This is a genomic window from Streptomyces roseirectus, from assembly GCF_014489635.1.
Classification (GTDB): Bacteria; Actinomycetota; Actinomycetes; order Streptomycetales; family Streptomycetaceae; genus Streptomyces; species Streptomyces roseirectus.
Genome location: NZ_CP060828.1, coordinates 5,880,685 through 5,897,304 on the forward strand (window position 1 = coordinate 5,880,685; position 16,620 = coordinate 5,897,304).

At 73.4% G+C, this 16,620-nt stretch carries 14 protein-coding genes and 1 pseudogene; 5 read left to right on the plus strand and 10 right to left on the minus strand.

Features of this window, described 5'->3' with window-relative positions:
* Positions 1 to 65: 65 nt before the first annotated feature.
* A complete protein-coding gene (locus IAG44_RS25070; RefSeq protein ID WP_187749323.1) occupies positions 66 to 875 on the minus strand; it encodes an ABC transporter ATP-binding protein in 810 nt (269 codons plus the stop codon).
* On the minus strand, positions 868 to 1,785 hold the full coding sequence (locus tag IAG44_RS25075) for an ABC transporter permease (RefSeq protein WP_187749324.1): 918 nt from the start codon (positions 1,783 to 1,785) through the stop codon (positions 868 to 870). The genes IAG44_RS25070 and IAG44_RS25075 overlap by 8 nt, the downstream gene beginning before the upstream one ends.
* A 410-nt stretch (positions 1,786 to 2,195) precedes the next feature.
* On the opposite strand from IAG44_RS25075, the gene IAG44_RS25080 reads away from it, so the two are divergent.
* Together IAG44_RS25080 and IAG44_RS25085 are read left to right on the plus strand one after the other, a co-directional pair.
* Positions 2,196 to 2,831 carry a TetR/AcrR family transcriptional regulator gene (locus IAG44_RS25080; RefSeq protein WP_187749325.1) on the plus strand — a complete coding sequence of 212 codons (636 nt, stop codon included), beginning with the start codon at positions 2,196 to 2,198 and terminating at the stop codon, positions 2,829 to 2,831.
* Positions 2,832 to 2,836: 5 nt separating this feature from the next.
* Positions 2,837 to 3,356 (plus strand): annotated as a pseudogene (locus tag IAG44_RS25085) (response regulator).
* 70 nt (positions 3,357 to 3,426) lie between these two features.
* On the opposite strand, the gene IAG44_RS25090 reads toward IAG44_RS25085, so the two are convergent.
* Complete coding sequence (locus tag IAG44_RS25090; protein ID WP_187749326.1) at positions 3,427 to 4,023, minus strand: NADPH-dependent FMN reductase; 597 nt, start codon at positions 4,021 to 4,023, stop codon at positions 3,427 to 3,429.
* A 102-nt stretch (positions 4,024 to 4,125) separates the two neighbouring features.
* On the opposite strand from IAG44_RS25090, the gene IAG44_RS25095 reads away from it, so the two are divergent.
* A complete protein-coding gene (locus IAG44_RS25095; RefSeq protein WP_187749327.1) occupies positions 4,126 to 4,974 on the plus strand; it encodes a helix-turn-helix transcriptional regulator in 849 nt (282 codons plus the stop codon).
* A 203-nt stretch (positions 4,975 to 5,177) separates the two neighbouring features.
* On the opposite strand, the gene IAG44_RS25100 is transcribed toward IAG44_RS25095, so the two are convergent.
* Genes IAG44_RS25100 through IAG44_RS25110 form a run of 3 tightly spaced genes read right to left on the minus strand, consistent with a single transcriptional unit; the run spans position 5,178 to position 8,517 of the window.
* On the minus strand, positions 5,178 to 6,170 hold the full coding sequence (locus tag IAG44_RS25100) for an ADP-ribosylglycohydrolase family protein (protein WP_425508467.1): 993 nt from the start codon (positions 6,168 to 6,170) through the stop codon (positions 5,178 to 5,180).
* Positions 6,171 to 6,220: 50 nt separating this feature from the next.
* Positions 6,221 to 7,201 carry a UDP-glucose 4-epimerase GalE gene (gene galE, locus IAG44_RS25105; protein WP_187749328.1) on the minus strand — a complete coding sequence of 327 codons (981 nt, stop codon included), beginning with the start codon at positions 7,199 to 7,201 and terminating at the stop codon, positions 6,221 to 6,223.
* Between the two features lie 41 nt (positions 7,202 to 7,242).
* Positions 7,243 to 8,517 carry a glycosyltransferase family 87 protein gene (locus IAG44_RS25110; RefSeq protein WP_187749329.1) on the minus strand — a complete coding sequence of 425 codons (1,275 nt, stop codon included), beginning with the start codon at positions 8,515 to 8,517 and terminating at the stop codon, positions 7,243 to 7,245.
* Between the two features lie 179 nt (positions 8,518 to 8,696).
* Between IAG44_RS25110 and IAG44_RS25115 the strand changes: the two genes are divergently transcribed.
* Positions 8,697 to 10,355, plus strand: a complete 1,659-nt coding sequence (locus tag IAG44_RS25115) for a glycosyltransferase family 39 protein (protein WP_246562056.1) — start codon at positions 8,697 to 8,699, stop codon at positions 10,353 to 10,355.
* Here IAG44_RS25115 and IAG44_RS25120 read toward each other — a convergent pair.
* Positions 10,352 to 10,855, minus strand: coding sequence for a MarR family winged helix-turn-helix transcriptional regulator (locus IAG44_RS25120; RefSeq protein WP_246562060.1), 504 nt, complete (start codon positions 10,853 to 10,855; stop codon positions 10,352 to 10,354). The genes IAG44_RS25115 and IAG44_RS25120 overlap by 4 nt on opposite strands.
* Before the next feature lie 144 nt (positions 10,856 to 10,999).
* Between IAG44_RS25120 and IAG44_RS25125 the strand changes: the two genes are divergently transcribed.
* Positions 11,000 to 11,413, plus strand: coding sequence for an organic hydroperoxide resistance protein (locus IAG44_RS25125; protein WP_187749332.1), 414 nt, complete (start codon positions 11,000 to 11,002; stop codon positions 11,411 to 11,413).
* Between the two features lie 208 nt (positions 11,414 to 11,621).
* On the opposite strand, the gene IAG44_RS25130 is transcribed toward IAG44_RS25125, so the two are convergent.
* Genes IAG44_RS25130 through IAG44_RS25140 form a run of 3 tightly spaced genes read right to left on the minus strand, consistent with a single transcriptional unit; the run spans position 11,622 to position 16,619 of the window.
* Positions 11,622 to 13,178, minus strand: a complete 1,557-nt coding sequence (locus tag IAG44_RS25130) for a hypothetical protein (RefSeq protein WP_187749333.1) — start codon at positions 13,176 to 13,178, stop codon at positions 11,622 to 11,624.
* 37 nt (positions 13,179 to 13,215) lie between these two features.
* On the minus strand, positions 13,216 to 14,499 hold the full coding sequence (locus tag IAG44_RS25135; protein WP_187749334.1) for a hypothetical protein: 1,284 nt from the start codon (positions 14,497 to 14,499) through the stop codon (positions 13,216 to 13,218).
* A complete protein-coding gene (locus IAG44_RS25140) occupies positions 14,496 to 16,619 on the minus strand; it encodes a bifunctional glycosyltransferase/CDP-glycerol:glycerophosphate glycerophosphotransferase (RefSeq protein ID WP_187749335.1) in 2,124 nt (707 codons plus the stop codon). The genes IAG44_RS25135 and IAG44_RS25140 overlap by 4 nt, the downstream gene beginning before the upstream one ends.
* Position 16,620: the final 1 nt, after the last annotated feature.

Genomic DNA, 16,620 nt, shown 5'->3' on the forward strand with positions numbered 1-16,620 from the left:
ACGGCGATGGGGGCACCCTCGGGTGCCCCCATCGGCATGTGTTCGGCTTATGAGGAGAGGGCCGCTCAGGCCGCTTTCTTCTTGCCGCTCGTGAACTCCTCGTACTCCTTCATGACCTCCTCGGTGGGGCCGTCCATGCGGAGTTCGCCGCGCTCCAGCCACAGGACGCGCTCGCAGGTGTCCCGGATGGACTTGTTGTTGTGGCTGACGAGGAACACCGTGCCGGCGTGGCGGCGCATCTCGCGGATGCGTTCCTCGGAGCGGCGCTGGAACTTCGCGTCGCCGGTCGCCAGGGCCTCGTCGATCAGCAGGACGTCGTGGTCCTTGGCGGCGGCGATGGAGAAGCGCAGGCGGGAGCCCATGCCGGAGGAGTACGTGCGCATCGGGAGCGAGATGAAGTCGCCCTTCTCGTTGATGCCGGAGAAGTCGACGATGTCCTGGTAGCGGTCCTTGATCTGCTCGCGGGACATGCCCATCGCGAGGCCGCCGAGGTAGACGTTGCGCTCGCCGGTCAGGTCGCCCATGAGGGCCGCGTTGACGCCGAGGAGGGAGGGCTGGCCGTCGGTGTAGATCTTGCCGTTCTCCACGGGGAGGAGGCCGGCGACCGCCTTGAGCAGCGTCGACTTGCCCGAGCCGTTCGTGCCGATCAGGCCGATCGCCTCGCCCTTGTACGCGACGAACGAGACGTTCCTGACGGCGTGCACGAGGCGGGTGCCGGCCGCCTTCTCCGCGTTCTTGCGGCGCAGCATGCGGTTCAGGGCGGCGGTGGCGGAGCCTCGGCTGCCGGTGCCGTTGACGCGGTAGACGATGTCGACGCCGTCAGCCACGACGGTGGGGACGGGGTCATCCGTGTGGGTGATGGAGGTTTCAGCCACGGCCGTACGTCTCCTCAGCCTTCCAGAAGTAGATGAAGCCGCCGACGCCCGCGAGGAGCGCCCAGCCGATGGCCAGCGGCCAGACGTGCGGCGGGAGCTGGTGCGCGTGGAAGCTGTCGATCAGGGCGTAGCGCATCAGGTCGATGTAGACCGAGGCCGGGTTGGCCTGGAGCAGGTGGCCGACCCAGGAGGGCCAGTCGTGGTGCTTCCTGACCAGCTGGTCGATGCTCCACATCACCCCTGAGACGTACATCCACGTCCGCAGCACGAACGGCATGAGCTGCGCGATGTCCGGCGTCTTCGCGCCGAGCCTCGCCATGATCATCGAGACGCCCGCGTTGAACACGAACTGAAGGGTCAGCGCCGGGAGGACGAGTACCCACGACACCGCCGGCGGCACCCCCATCACCAGCAGGATCACCACCAGCGCCGCCATCGAGAACAGCAACTGCTGGAGCTGCTGGAGGCAGAACGAGATCGGCAGCGCCGCGCGCGGGAAGTGCAGCGCCCGCACCAGGCCGAGGTTGCCGGAGATCGCGCGGGTGCCCGCCAGGATCGAGCTCTGCGTGAACGTCCACACGAACACGCCCGTGACCAGGAACGGGACGTAGTCCGGGACGCCCTTCTTCGTGCCCAGCAGCACGCCGAAGATCAGGTAGTACACGGCCGCGTTCAGCAGCGGCGTCATGACCTGCCAGACCTGGCCCAGCTTGGCCTGGCTGTACTGCGCCGTCAGCTTCGCCGTGGCGAACGCGGTGATGAAGTGCCGGCGCGCCCACAGGTCACGGACGTACTGCGGCAGCGACGGGCGCGCCCCGCTCACCGAGAGGCCGTGGCGCTTGGCGAGCGCCGCGAGGTCCACGGGGGGTGTGGGGGTGGTTCGGGGCGGTGTGTCGAGTGCCTGGCTCACATCCGCTGCTTTCTTTCGGGGGTGGGGGTGCGCGGCCTTGTTCAGGGCGTCGGTTCGTTCACTGTCGCCGTCGCTGTTGGGGGAACCGCAGGGGGCCGGTGTTTTCTTACGGTTCTTTTGGAGTTCTCTTACGACGGGACGGCACCGTATCGTCGCAACGCGAGCGTAGGCCGAGGGGGCGTTGGAACGCAACCGTATCGTCGTGGCGTGGGGGTGGGTGGAGGGGGAGTGGGGGGCGTCGGGACGGGACGGTAGCGGCGCGGGGACGGGGCCGTTTCGTCGTGTCGTCCGGGGGGTGGCGGGACCGTATCGTCGTGACGGTCGTGGGGCGGCGGTCGCGGTGTGGTGGGTTGCGTGGCGGTTCGCGTGGCGATTTGCGTAAGGACGGGACCGTTTCGTCGCGACGTTCTATGCTGGGGCGCATGACGACGAACGCCGAGGGTGCCGGAGCGCGGACGCGCCGTAGGGCGCCGGCCGGGGCAGCGGTGCTCCGTGAGGATGTGACGGAGGCCATCAGGGCGGCCGTCTTCGAGGAGCTGGCGTCCGTCGGCTACGGCCGGATGTCGATCGAGGGCATCGCGCGCCGGGCCGGGGTCGGCAAGACGGCCGTGTACCGGCGCTGGAAGTCGAAGCTGCACCTGGTCCTGGAGATCGTCTCGGCCGTCGCGGTACAGGGCCTGCCCGTGCCGGACACGGGGAGCCTGGAGGGCGACCTCAGGCTGCTGTACGAGTTCATGTCGCGCGCGCTGCGCCACCCCGTGGCCTCGCAGATCATCCCCGACCTCCAGGCGGAGGCGGCCCGCAACGCGGAGATGGCCGAGGCCGTGCAGAAGGCGCTGCGGGACGGCCAGGAGGGCGTCGCGAACAAGATCCTGCTGGCGGCGATGCGGCGCGGCGAGATCGGCAAGGACTTCGACGACGAGCTGGCGCTCGACCTGGTCTCCGGGCCGACGTACTGGCGCGCGCTGGTGGTGCGCCAGGGCGTCGACAAGACCTATCCGGCGCGGCTCGCGCGGGCGACCGCCGCGGCGCTCAAGGCGTTGTGACGGCCGTGCGGGTCGTGATCGCGGAGGACAACGCCCTGCTGAGGAGGGCATGGTCCTGCTGCTGACGTCCGCGGGCCACGAGGTGGCGGCCGTCGCCGGGAGCGGCCCGGAGATCGTTCCGGCTCTCCTGGAGCACCGTCCCGACGTCGCCGTCCTGGACGTGCGGATGCCGCCGGACTTCCGTGACGAGGCCTGGTGGCCGCGCTGCGGGCGCGCGAGGAGATCCCCGGGCTGCCGGTCCTGGTGCTCTCGCAGTACGTCGAGGAGTCGTACGCCGCCGAGCTCCTGGGCGGCGGCGCGAGCGGCGTCGGCTACCTGCTGAAGGACCGGGTGGGCCGTGTCGACGAGTTCCTGGACGCCCTGGAGCGCGTCGCCGCCGGGGGCACCGCGCTCGACCCGGAGGTCGTCACCGAGCGGGCGGTCAGCAAGCACATCGGGAACGTGTTCCTGAAGCTGGGACTGCCGCCGAGCGACAGCGGGCACCGGAGGGTGCTCGCGGTGCTGGCGTATCTGAACAACGCGTGAGGGGCCGGCGGGGGCGCGCAGGCGCGATGAGCCTCTGCTCGCGCGCCCGCGCCCGCGTGCCTCCCCGCGTTCATCCCGGGTAGGGCGCCGCCGCCCGAGCCGTCCGCAGCGCCCGCGCCCACCACGCCAACTGGTCGAGCAGGACCTTCGCGTACCCGCCCGCCTGGGGGTCGGCGGGGCTGCCGTCCGCCCACGCGGTGAAGTAGTTCGGGAACGCCAGGCCGTCGCGAACGGTCACCGCGTGCAGCTCGGTCAGGACGTTCTCCAGGTGCAGCACGGCGTGCCGCCCGCCCGCCGCGCCGCCGTAGCTGACGAAGGCGACCGGCTTGGCCGCCCACTGCGTGAAGTGCCAGTCGATCGCGGCCTTCAGGGCGGCCGGGTAGCTGTGGTTGTACTCGGGGGTGACGACGGCGAACGCGTCCGCGCGGTCGAGCGCGGCGGTCAGTGCGGCCATCCCGGCGGGCCGGGGGTAGTCGTCCCCGGCGTGCTTCGGGGACGCGGCCGGCAGCTCCAGCGGGAGGTCCACGTCGGCGAGATCGACGACCTTGACGTCGAACCCGCCGTGCAGACGGGCCTGCCGCGCCGTCCAGGAGGCGACGACGGGACCGAACCGGCCCTCCCGGACGCTGCCGACGACGATGACGAGCCTGGGCTTGGTGTTGTCCATGCCGCCCACCCTCGGCGCGCGGGCGCCTGCCTGCCAGACCGGCTTGAGGCTGGCCCCCGCAGGGCCACGCTGAGGGCGCCGGGGCGGTCGTATCCTCGCGGCATGGGGACACCGCTGGGGGACTTCGTCAGGGCCAGGAGGGACGCCGTCCAGCCGGGCGAGCTGGGGCTGCCGGAGCGGGGCAGGCGCCGCTCGCCGGGGCTGCGCCGCTCGGACCTCGCCGCGCGGGCCGGCGTCAGCGTCGAGTACCTGACCCGCCTTGAGCAGGGCCGCGACCGCAACCCGTCGCCCGCCGTGGTGAACGCCCTCGCGGACGCCCTCCGCCTCGACCGCGCGGAACGCGCTCACCTGCGCTACCTGACGAAGATCACCGCCGGCACGTGCCCCTCGCACCCGCAGCCCGCCCCCGCGCCCCGCGAGGTCCGCCCGGCCGTCCTCGCGACCCTGCGCCTCCTGGAGCCCGGCGTCGCGATGGTCACCAACCGCCTGGGCGACGTCCTCGCGCACACGCCCGCCTTCGCCGCCCTGACCGCCGGAACCGGCCTCCTGGACGCCGACGCCCCCAACCTCACCCGCTACGTCTTCACCGACCCCCGCGCGCGTGCCCTCTTCCCCGACTGGGACGACGTCGCCGACGAGCAGGCGTTCGACCTCTGGCTCGGCCCCTCCGCCTCGGCCTTCGCCTGGTCCACCGAGACCCTCGTCCCCGACGCCGGCGAGGCCCTGGCCGGCCGCCTCGACCGCCACGTCGTCCCCCACCGAGGCCCCCTCCACCTCGCCCACCCCTCCGGCCCCACCCTCCGCCTCACCCGCCAGACCCTCGAACTCCCCGACGACGCCCAGCAACTGGTCGTCTTCCTCCCGGCGGACGAGCCGACGGAACGCGCCCTGGCGGATCTGCTCCACAAGGCCGGGCAGCAACCGGAGAGGCGCCTGCGCGCGATCTCGTAGGGCTCGGCGGGAACGCGGGCACGGAGCGGGACCGTCGGCGGGGCCACGCGCCAGGGCGACGGGCGGGCCCCCGGGACGGCGAGGAGACCCCCGACGACGCCGAGAAGGCCCACTCCGCAGGGAAGGCCACCCACGCCGCAGAGATGCCCTCTCACGACGGCACACGGGCCCTCCACCCCCGCACGAAGTTCCCGCACGCCCCTTCACACCGCCCCCTCCTGAAGCCCTCGCGCCGCCAACCGCCCCGCCAGCTCCACGAGTTCACCCGCCCTCAGCACCCGCCCCCCGAATCCCGGCAACGGCACGTGCAGCGCGCGCACCCACCGCTCCGGTATCCCCGCCACCCCGTACACGGCGCCCGCGAGCGCGCCGGTGACGGCCGCCACGGTGTCCGTGTCGCCGCCCAGGTCGATCGCGGCCCGCAGGGCGTCCTCGAACGAACCGGTGGTCCGCAGCGCCCACACGGCGGAGCCGAGGCAGGGCCAGACGGCGCCGTTGAACTCGGTCGCCAGGTCGGGGTGCCAGCCGGGGTCCAGGACGACGGCGTACCGCGCGCGGTGACCGGCGTCCAGGAGCGCGACGGTCTCCGGCACGGCGGCCAGGGGGTCGTGCCCGGTGAGGGCGACCCGGATCAGCTCGTGCAGGGCGGCGGTGCCCTCCTCGGCCGCGCGGTCCCCGTGAGTCAGCGCGGCGAGCCCGCGTCCGACGTCGAGGGTGGCCGCCCGGCCCCGGCCGGCGAAGTACACCGCCGAGGTCGCCGCCCGCATCAGCGCACCGTTCCCGGCGGCCCGCTGACTGACCTGGAAGTGCAGCGCGGCAGCGGTGTCCCACGGGTCCCCGCCGGTCAGGACCGCCTCCGTCTGGAGGCCGATGTCCTTGGGGTCGCCCGCCGCCCACCGCCGGAACCGCCGGAACACGTCCGCGGGGTCGAACCCGTCGCACTCCAGCAGCGACTCCCCGACAAGGACGGCCATCTGCGTGTCGTCGGTGGCCTCACCCGGGTCCCAGCCCCCGCCGCCGCACATCTCCACGGCCCGGACGCCCGGCGGGAAGCGCGCGGAGAAGGCTCCCTCCGGGCCGAACTCGAAGGGGGCGCCCAGGGCGTCGCCGACGGCCGAGCCGAGGACGGCGCCGGTGGCGCGGGAGAGGCGGTAGGGCGTGCTGGAGCCCGCCGTCGTGTCCGGTGCCGGCATCATGTCCCCCCGTTCTTCCCGCCGTTCTGTCCCCGCCCGGTCCGGCAGGGGGCTTACTGCCGTGCCGTCTCCGGGTGCAGGCGCACCCAGCCCTCCCAGGCGGACGTGATCATCTCCTGGACGTCGTGCTTGGCCTGCCAGCCCAGTTCGGCGCAGACGCGTTCGGCGGAGGCGACGACGCTCGGGGGGTCGCCGGCCCGGCGGGGGAGGACGGTGGGGGGCAGGTGGTGGCCGGTGACGGCGGAGATGCGGTCGATCATCTCGCGGACGGAGACGCCCTCGCCGCGGCCGATGTTGAGGGTCAGGGTGCGCCCGGGGGACGCCTGGAGGGCGCGGGCCGTCGCGACGTGGGCGTCCGCGAGGTCGACGACGTGGATGTAGTCGCGCACGCACGTGCCGTCCGGCGTGGGGTAGTCGGCGCCGAAGACGCGCGGGGGCTCACCGACGGTGAGGCGTTCGAAGACCATGGGCACCAGGTTGAACACGCCGGTGTCGGCGAGGGCGGGCTCGGCCGCGCCCGCGACGTTGAAGTAGCGCAGGCAGGCCGTCGACAGGCCCGTCGCCCGCGCGGTCGCGTTCACCAGCCACTCGCCCGCCAGCTTCGTCTCCCCGTAGGGCGACATCGGCAGGCAGGGCGTCTCCTCGGTGACCAGATCGACGTCGGGCATGCCGTAGACGGCCGCCGAGGAGGAGAAGACGAAGGACGCGACGCCCGCCTTCGTCACCTGCTCCAGCAGGACGCGCAGCCCCTCCACGTTCTCCCGGTAGTAGTGCAGCGGGCGCTCCACCGACTCGCCGACCTGCTTCTTCGCCGCCAGGTGCACCACGCCCGTCACACCGTGCCCCGCGAGCACGTCCGCCAGCCGCCCGGCGTCCAGCACCGACCCCTCCACCAGCGGGACGTCGGCCGGGAGCCGCCCGGCGATGCCCGACGACAGGTCGTCGTACACCACCGTCCGCTCGCCCGCCTCGGTCATCGCCCGGACGACGTGCGCCCCGATGTACCCGGCGCCCCCTGTGATCAGCCACGTCATGTACGGCCCTTCCCCTCCACGTACCGGCTTGCTCACCCCAGTCAAGCAGGCGCCGGCTCCCGGCGCCGAGCCTGTGGATAACTCTCCGTGCCGCTCTCGCCGCGGCCCGTGGTCGCGCGCCACAGGCGGACGAAGGACCACACCGCGGCCGACAGCAGCAGGCCGTTGCGCAGCAGCATCAGGAAGCAGCCGGTCCAGGAGCAGGAGACGAGCGTGGAGTACATCCCCGGGTACACGACCGCGCTGACCGCCGTCGCCGCCAGCACCAGCGCGGTGACGGGCCGCTGCACGGTGTGCCGCGAGGTCAGGCACACCGCCGAGAGCCCGACCAGCCAGATCATGTACTGCGGGCTGATGACCCTGCTGGTGACCGTGAACAGCAGGACGGCGCACAGGGCGGCGTCGAACGGCGTGGCCGACGTGAACCGGCGGGCGCGCAGACGCCACAGCAGGAGCAGACCGAAGGCGACGGCGGTCAGCGCCAGACAGGCGTCGGCGACCGCGCCGACGTGCGGGCCGACGAACTCTATGGCGCCGTACTGGTAGCGGACCACCCCCGGCCAGCCCGCGTGCGTGGCGAACAGCAGGACCGTGCCGCCCAGCGACTCGATCTGCACACCCCGGCCGCCCTGTTCCCGCAGGAACGAGAACGGGTGGTCGAAGGCGGCCGTCAGGAGCGCGAGAACGGTGACCGCCGTGACGGCCGCCCCCGCCCACGCCGCGCGCGTGGGACGCCCCTTCGGCGCCCCCAGGAGCAGCAGCGCCGGCCACACCTTCACCAGCGCCCCCAGCGCGGCGAAAACGCCCCCCACGCGCGGGCGGCGCGCCATGGCCACCAGGGAGACCACGGCCAGGGCGGTGACCTGCACGTCGTAGCGGGCCAGCGGGATGTGCAGCAGGAGCGGCAGACCGCACACCCACAGGGCGGCGCCCGCCAGCGAACGCCCTGGGGCGAGGCCCGCGCGCGCGAGGACGGCCGTCGTCACCGCGTCGGACAGGAGGGTGAGGACGACGAACGCCTGGAAGTACGTCAGGAACGGCAGCAGCGCGGGCGAGAGCATCACGGCTCCGGCGCCGGGCGGGTACTGCCACAGGGTGTCGTGGGTGGGGAACGTGCCGTGGACGAGGACGAGGTACCAGTCGTGGTAGAGCCGCCACACCTCACTGCCGACGCCGCTCCGGCCGAGCCAGGGGGAGCCGCTGTGGGTGAGCAGCCAGAGCATCGACGCGCGCGTGACGAGCCAGCCGGCGCCGAGAGCGAGCAGGCGGTGACGTTTCTTCACACCGCTCCGAAGGCGGGTGGAAGGGGTGGTCATTTGCCGGATCGTAAGCGGGACGTATCCGTTTGCTGCGCCAATGGACACCTAGAAGACAGTGAATCCCCGGTAAGACCCCTCCTATGGCCCAGATGCCGCAGAATCGCCCCGTGACGACCACTCGCCTCGCGCGCACACGTCTAACCGCCACCGCTGCCATAGCGGTCCCCGTCGCGGTCATGCTCGCCCTCGGAATGTGGCGGATCGACCGCGGCGGGATGTGGCGCGACGAGGCGGTGACCTACGAGGTCGGGCAGCGCTCGCTGCCCCAGATCTGGCACCTGCTGCACGAGGTCGACGCCGTCCACGGCCTGTACTACCTGCTCATGCACGGCGTGCTGACCGTCCACGCCAGCGAGGTCACCCTGCGGCTGCCCTCCGTCGTCGGCGCCGCCGTCGCCGCCGGACTGGTCGCCGCCATCGGCACCCGCCTCGCCCGCCCGCGCGTGGGCCTGTGGGCGGGCCTGCTGTTCGCGTGCACCCCGATGGTCTCCCACTACGCCCAGGAAGGCCGCTCGTACGCCCTCGTCGCGGCCGGCGCGATCGGCGCGACCTACCTGCTCCTGCGAGCCCTGGACGGCGGCCCCTGGTGGCCCTACGGCCTCACCCTCGCCGTCACCTGCCTGCTGCACGAGTTCGCCGTGCTGGTCCTGCTCGCCCACGGCGTCACCCTCGTGCTGTGCGGGGCGGCCCGGCGCGCGTGGACGCGCTGGCTGGCTTCCGCGGCGGCCGTCGTCCTGGTCCTCGCGCCCCTCGCGTACATCTCCAACGGGCAGTCCGCGCAGGTGTCCTGGCTGACCAGACCCGACATGGAGCGCGTCGAGCGGCTGGCGCACATGTTCATCGGCATGTACGGCGCCGTCTACTGGACCTGCCTGCTGCTCGCCGTCGTCGCCCTGCCGAGCCGGCGCCGCCTGTCCGTCGCGACGGTCGCGGCCCCCCTCCTGGTCGTCCCGCCCGCCGCGCTGCTCCTGGTCTCCCAGGAACGGCCCATGTACGACGACCGGTACGTGCTGTACGCGCTCGCGGGCGCGCCGCTGCTGGCCGCCGCCGGGGCCGACCGGGTGCTGCGGGGCCTGTCCCTCCTGGCCCGCAGGGTCGCCCCGCGCGCGGGAGACGCCGCCGAGGTCCCGCCCGCGCGCGTCGACGCCCCGACCCTGGCCCTGAGGCTCGACCCCGTTCCGGCGGGCGCGCCCGCGCGGGCCGACGATTCCGACGGGCGCGGCCTGGCCGTCGTCCCGCAGACGCGCCCGTCGGAGTCGTCGGCCGACGGGCCGTCCACCGGGAACCCGCCTGGGCGCCCGCGCGTCCGTATGGCGCTGCGGGGGGCTGTCGCCCTCGCGGGGGCCCTGGCGATCGCCGGGTCCTTCGCGTTCCAGCTCCCGGAGCAGCGGTTCGAGCGGACGACGGCCTCGCGCGGGGACGACCTCGCCGAGGTCGGCGCCGCCGCCGCGCGCCTGATGCGGCCCGGGGACGCCGTGCTGTACCTGCCGGCGATCTCGCGGCGGTCGGCGCTGGCCTACCCGGCGGACTTCCGGGGCACCCGCGACATGACGCTGGACGTCCCGGGCCCCGCCTCCGGGACGCTCTACGGGACGGAACTCTCCCCGGCCGAGGTGCGGGCGAAGCTCGCGGGCGTCGACCGGCTCTGGGTGGTCTCCCAGTCGCACGCCCTGTGGCGCGGCAGCCGGTGGGCGCCCGAGGAGCCCGTCGAGAAGACCAAGCTGGCCCTCGTCAAGGACGACTTCGTCGCGGCGGTGCCCCGCCAGGTCGCCGTCCTGCGCGGCACGGTGATCCGGCTGTACGTCCGCAAGGACCGGGGCGCGACGGGCGCCTAGGCGCGGCCTCGCTCCCCGGCGCGCGCCTCCGACAGCGCCGCCTCGTCCAGGGCCTCGGTCAGGGTGTCGAGCTGGCTCTTCAGGACGCGGATCTGCTCGTGGTCGAAGCTCGTCGCGGAGAGGATGCGGCGGGGCACCTGGAGCGCCTGCGCGCGCAGGGCGGTGCCCTCCTCGGTGAGCTGGACCTCGACGGAGCGCTCGTCGCGCGCGCTGCGTTCGCGGCGGACCAGGCCGGCCGTCTCCAGGCGCTTGAGGAGGGGCGAGAGGGTGCCGGAGTCGAGGCGCAGGTGCTCGCCGAGCTTCTTGACCGGCAGGGCGCCCTCCTCCCAGAGGACCAGCATCACGAGGTACTGGGGGTAGGTCAGGCCGAGGTCCTTGAGGATCACTCGGTAGACCCCGTTGAACGCGCGCGAGGCGGCGTGCAGCGAGAAGCAGATCTGGCGGTCCAGGTGCAGCCAGCTCTCTTCGGCTGCGGCGGGCGTCGGCGTCGTCGGGCTCATGCCACCAGGGTAGCGCTTGCGGGCCATTCAGTTGTGCACAACTTAATTGTGTGCTCTACTTATCTCCGTGAGGCGGTCCCGAAGCGGAGACGCGAAAGGGCCGGCCACCCCCGTCACGACTCTCCAAGAGGGATGGTTTCAACCATGGACGCGCTCTACACCGCCGTCGCCACCGCCACCCACGGGCGCGAGGGACGCGCCGTCTCCTCCGACGGCAAGATCGACCTCCCCCTCTCGATCCCCGTGGAGATGGGCGGCAACGGCCAGGGCACCAACCCGGAGCAGCTTTTCGCCGCCGGTTACGCCGCCTGTTTCGGCAGCGCGCTCGGCCTCGTCGGCCGCAACGCCAAGGTCGACGTCAGTGACGCCGCCGTGACCGCCGAGGTCGGCATCGGCAAGCAGGGCGAGGGCTTCGGCCTCAAGGTCACCCTCCGCGTCGAGCTTCCCGACACGGTCGACGAGGCCACCGGCCGCAAGCTCGTCGAGACCGCCCACCAGGTCTGCCCGTACTCCAACGCCACCCGCGGCAACGTCGAGGTCGACCTCGTCATCGAGTAATCGTTTCTCCCCCGGGGCGGGTCACCGAACCCGCCCCGGCGAGGGCCGCAACGCCCCCGAGAACGCCCCCAGCGGCCCCTCAGACCGCCCGGTGGGCCGTTCCGTCCACTATCCCCCGGCTGGACGGAACGGCCTTCCAGGCAGCCGGAGGGGCCTTCGGCGTGTCGCGTCACCCCGCCAGCAACCGAACCCGCGCGGCCCCACCCGCTCAGTACCGAACCCGCGCCAGCACTTCCCCCGTCCGCCTGCTCCACGCCACCACCACCGCCTCCTCCGGCACCGGATGCCACCGCGTCAGCAGCAGCCACCGCACGCGGTACCGCCGCCCCAGCGCGGCCCGCTCGGCGAGGCCGGACGAGGGCGCGAGGTACGCGCGGACGTCCGCGAGGCGCGCCTCACGCGCACGCGCATCCAGCGCCGCGTCCGGCCAGGCCGGCGCCGCCAGGTTCGCCCCGTACCCGGCGATGGCGTGCACGGCGTGGTAGCCGTCGGTGATGACGACCTCGCCGGGACGGATGTGCCGGGCGGCCCAGTCGTAGGAGGGCCAGTCGGGCGGCTGGGCGAAACCGACGGGGTCCAGCGCGCGCGGGACGACCGCACCTGCCTGGACGGTCCACAGGCCCAGGCAGGCCGCGACGGCGGCGCACCCCGCGAGCACCCGGCGTCCGGCTCCCCACGGCCGGGGCGCCGCCAGCGCGACCGCGAGCGCGAACTGGAGCGGGACCAGCGTGAGCCCGAGCACGCGCCCGTACGTGTAGTGCCCGCTGACCCACCCGTACGCCACCACCGCGCACTCCAGGACGAACAGCAGCACCAGCGGATCCCGGGCGGAGCGCCGCGCCCGCGCCCACAGCGCCGGAAGCCCGAGCAGCGCGAGCCAGAAGTGGCCCCACAGATCGCGGTACAGCCGCTTGTGCATGCCGTCGACGCCGGTGTCCCCGGCCAGCGCGAACACGTCGAAGTAGGGCCAGACGGCCGCGACGGCGACCGCCGCGCAAAGAGCCGTCGCCCAGCGCGCGAGCGCCCCCGCCAGCGGGCCCCGCTCCCACCCGAGGACGAACGCCGCGCCCCCGAGGAACGCGGCCACGGCCGTGATCGGGTGCACCAGGAGGATCACCCCGTACAGCGCCCCCAGGACGGCGTACCCGGTGAACCCGCGCGTCCCGCGCGGCCCGACGAACCGCACCCGGCGCACGTCACGCGCGCGTGCCCCGGTCAGCGCCCACGCCCAGAAGGTGAGGCCGGCGGCGAACGCGGACGGGTAGGGCAGCGTCCCGGTCATCGACATCAGGCCCAGGTAGCCGCTCCACCAGGCGCGCTCGGTGCCCCACAGGAGCGTCAGCGCGGCCAGCGCGAGAACCGGCGCCCACGGGCGCGCCGTCAGCACCCGCACGAGGCGGCCGATCCCGGTGAGCAGCACCAGCAGGTTCACCGGCGCGGCGAGCCGCAGCACCTCCCAGCCCGTCAGCCCGGTCAGCCGCGCGAACACCGCCTGCGTGAGCGCGTACGGCGAGTAGTAGGGGCTGCCCGCGCCCGGCAGGTCGGCCGTCGGGTGACGCGGCTCCAGGAGGTTCGCCCTGAGCCGTTCGATCACCGCCGCGTGCTGCCCGGCGTCGCAGCACGGCGGCACCCGCCAGCACGCCAGCGTCATCACCAGGAAGAACACGAACCCGGCCACCTGGTAGGGGGTCGGCCGCCACACCCGGCCGCCGCGCAACGCCGTCGCCCCGCGCGTGGGACGACGGGTCAGGGCACCGGCGCTCACCGGGCGGACGGAAACGGGGAGGAAAGCAGCATTCCGCTTACTTTCCCGGCGGGGCGAGCGGCTTTAGCCGCCGGTCACCCTGTCGGGCGATCACACGAACACCGTCCGCTTCCCCGGCACCCCGAACATCACACCTCTCCAGCAGCAGCGGCACCCCCACCACCGGCACCACCCACACCAGCACGATCAACCGCCCGCCCCAGATGCCGATGTCCGGATGCCCCGCCTGCGTCAGCACCCCCGTGCACCCGGTCGCGACCGCGCACACCCCGAACGCCCGCCGCCGCAGTACCCCCACCACCCCGGCCACGACGGAGACCAGCAGCAGCGGCTCCCACAGCTGCCGCCGCCCCCACTCCACCCAGAACCGCGCCTCGAGCCGCACCAGCTCGCTCCACGGCCGCTCCCGGTCGGGCTGGGCGAAATGCCCCGTCAGCAGGTCCTGCACGCTCTCCGAGGCCGACGGGAAGCGCAGCAGCCGGGCCAGCAGCAGCGTCCCCACGACCCCGCACAGCCCCACGGCCGCGATCGCGGCGAGCCCGCGCCCGCGCCGCAGGCACCAGGAGACGGCCGCCGCGCCGCCCAGGCACAGCCCGAGGAACAGCGCCTGGGAGTGCTTGACGGTGAACAGCGCGGCCAGCGCGGCGGCGATCAGGCACGCGCCCGCGCGGACCCGGCCGTCCAGGGCGAGCGCGCACCCCCACAGGGCCGTCAGGGTGAGCGCCAGCATCAGGCCCTCGGTCATCGGGCGCATCGCGGTCGTGCCGACCGGCAGGAGGTAGTACAGGGCCTGGCCGGTCAGGCAGGCGTACGGCGGGGCGCGCAGCGTCCGCAGGACCAGGAAGACCAGCAGCCCGCCGAGCACGGCGACGGTCACGCTCGCCGCCCACACGCCCCACCTCACCCCCAACAGCCCGGTGAACGGCACGAGATACGCCGGATACCCAGGCCGCGCCTCGAAGATCCGCATGAACCGCTCGGACGCGAACGGCACGGTGTGGCCGCCGACTTGACCGGCCCGCAGCCGCGCCTCGACCGCCCGCCACTCCTTCGCCCGGCACGCGGCGGCGACCCGCGCCCCCGGCGAGGGCTCCCGGAACCGCGTGACGTCGACGCCCTGCCGCCGCGCGGCCGTCGCACCCCGGCCCGCGCACACGTAGCCGATCGTGGCCGCCGCTGCCTCCCGCTTCCCGTAGCCGCTCAACGACAGCGCGTACGACAGGTAGTTCTTCGAGTCGGGCGTGTCCCGCCCGTCCACATGGGCGAGTTGGCACACGGCGAACAGCGCCGCCAGCACCAGCACCCACGCACGCGTCGTCACCCCGGCTCGCCCTGCAACAGGGTCCGGACGACGCGCTCGGCGGCGTGACCGTCGTCGAACGCGCAGAACCGCGCGCGGAACTCCTTGCGCGCCAGGGCCGATTCCTCGTCCCGCCAGCGGCCGGACGCGAACAGCTCCGCCAACTCCCCGTAATCACGCGTGACATGACCGGGCGGCTCGGCGGTGACGTCGAAGTACAGGCCCCGCGCGGCGGTGTACGTGGCGAGGTCGTCGGCGTGGACCACGATCGGGCGGTCCAGGTTGGCGTAGTCGAACATCAGGGCCGAGTAGTCGGTGACGAGGACGTCCGACGCCAACATGACCTCCTCCACGTGGAGTTCGTCCGTCGCGTCGACCAGCACCCCGCGCCGGTGCAGCTCCGCGAGTCCCAACCCCCGTACCGGGCCCGCCGCGAGCGAGGGATGCAGCCGGACGACGAGGGTGTGGCCCTCGCCCAGGTCGGCGGCGAACCGGGCGAGGTCGACGCGCTCGGCGTACCCGCCCCGGACGTGGTCGCGGCGGGTCGGGGCGTACAGGACGACGGTGTTACCGGCCGGGATGCCGAGCCGGTCCCGGACGGCAACTCCCCGGTCCGGCGAGGCCGTTACGAGGACGTCGTTGCGCGGGCTGCCGGTGCGGGCCGACGCGAAGTGGCACGGGTACGCCCGCTCCCACACCAGCTCCGAGTGCAGGTTGGCGACCAGGCTGTGGTCCCACCGGTCGGCCTGGCGCAGCATGCGCGGCACGTCGAGGCCGTAGCGGGCGCCGGGCTTGGCGAGGAGGTCGGCGGCCATGTACTTGAGCGGGGTGCCCAGATGGGTGTGGATGTGGACGCTGCCGGGCCGCTTCACGAGCGCGCCGGGCCAGGGGACGTTGTTGACGAAGTACGCGGCTCTGGCAGCCAGTTGGCGGTACGCGCGGGAGTCCGGCGCGACGCGCTCCACCCCGTCGGGCACCCCGGCCGCGTCGTCCCGGACGACCCACACGCCGCGCAGATGCGGAGCGATCTCGCGGGCCTTGTGGTAGATCGCGGCGGGGTCGCCGAGGACACCCCGGTGTGAAAACGCCGAGTACAGCACGAGGTTGGGATCGAGGCGCCGGTTCAGCCGGGCCCTGGCGACCGTGCGGCGGGCGCGCTTCTCGGCCGCCGCACGCAGCCGCCGGCGCAGGGCCGCCGCGCGCTGCCGGGCCAGGTAGGCGGCCCAACTCCCGTACAGCACCCGCAGTTCCGGCGGAATCGATTCCTCGTCCGGCCGGTGCGCGCGGAACAGCTCCGCCGAACGGCGGAAGAACTCAGGCTTGTCGGCGGGCGGCAGCCGGTTCGGCTTGCCCAGGATGTCGAGGCAGTGCTCGCCCATCTTGCGGTGCAGGAACGGACGCCAACTCGCAAGCTCCGGGCGGGAGTCGAGGAACGCGAAGACGCGGCCGTACTGCTCATGGACGTCGAAGTGCTTGGCGGAGGTCGTGGAGAGGATGCTGCCCTGGCGGCGCTGGCGGTACAGGACGCAGATCCGGTCGAGCAGCGCGATCCGCTCGGCGCTGAACATCACCGGGAAGGTCCAGGGCGTGTCCTCGTAGTAGCCCGGCGGGAACGCGAAGCCGTGCCGCTCGACGAAGTCACGGCGCTGCACCTTGTTCCACGCGACCATCATCAGGTCGAGCACCTGCGGGAGTCGAGCCGCCGTGAACACCCCGTCGGTCGCCCTCAGGAGGTGCGCGAGGACGTTCCTGCGGACACCGCCCCACCAGTAGGCGCGCGCGTAGTCGAAGACCAGGACGTCCGGATCGCCGCACTCCGCCAGCCGGTCGGCGATCGCGGCGAGGGCGCCGGGGGTGAGGGTGTCGTCGCTGTCGAGGAAGAACAGGTAGTCCCCGACGGCGAGTTGGGCCCCCGCGTTGCGGGCGCGGCCCAGGCCCACGTTCTGCGCCAGGTGCAGCACCCGCACCCGCTCGTCGCGCGCCGCGTACGCGTCGAGGATCGCGCCGCTGCCGTCCGGCGAGCAGTCGTCGACGGCGATCACCTCGAAGTCCCCGAACGACTGGGCCAGCAGCGAGTCCAGGCACTCGCGCAGGAAGCTCTGGACGTTGAAACAGGGCACGATGACGCTGAACCGGGGCATG

Coding starts and splice junctions, on each gene's coding strand:
- IAG44_RS25080 (WP_187749325.1), top strand. CDS start 2,196: ATGCTGGGGCGCATGACGACGAACGCCGAGGGTGCCGGAGCGCGGACG.
- IAG44_RS25090 (WP_187749326.1), bottom strand. CDS start 4,023: ATGGACAACACCAAGCCCAGGCTCGTCATCGTCGTCGGCAGCGTCCGG.
- IAG44_RS25095 (WP_187749327.1), top strand. CDS start 4,126: ATGGGGACACCGCTGGGGGACTTCGTCAGGGCCAGGAGGGACGCCGTC.
- IAG44_RS25100 (WP_425508467.1), bottom strand. CDS start 6,170: ATGATGCCGGCACCGGACACGACGGCGGGCTCCAGCACGCCCTACCGC.
- galE (WP_187749328.1), bottom strand. CDS start 7,201: ATGACGTGGCTGATCACAGGGGGCGCCGGGTACATCGGGGCGCACGTC.
- IAG44_RS25110 (WP_187749329.1), bottom strand. CDS start 8,517: ATGACCACCCCTTCCACCCGCCTTCGGAGCGGTGTGAAGAAACGTCAC.
- IAG44_RS25115 (WP_246562056.1), top strand. CDS start 8,697: ATGCTCGCCCTCGGAATGTGGCGGATCGACCGCGGCGGGATGTGGCGC.
- IAG44_RS25120 (WP_246562060.1), bottom strand. CDS start 10,855: ATGAGCCCGACGACGCCGACGCCCGCCGCAGCCGAAGAGAGCTGGCTG.
- IAG44_RS25125 (WP_187749332.1), top strand. CDS start 11,000: ATGGACGCGCTCTACACCGCCGTCGCCACCGCCACCCACGGGCGCGAG.
- IAG44_RS25140 (WP_187749335.1), bottom strand. CDS start 16,619: ATGCCCCGGTTCAGCGTCATCGTGCCCTGTTTCAACGTCCAGAGCTTC.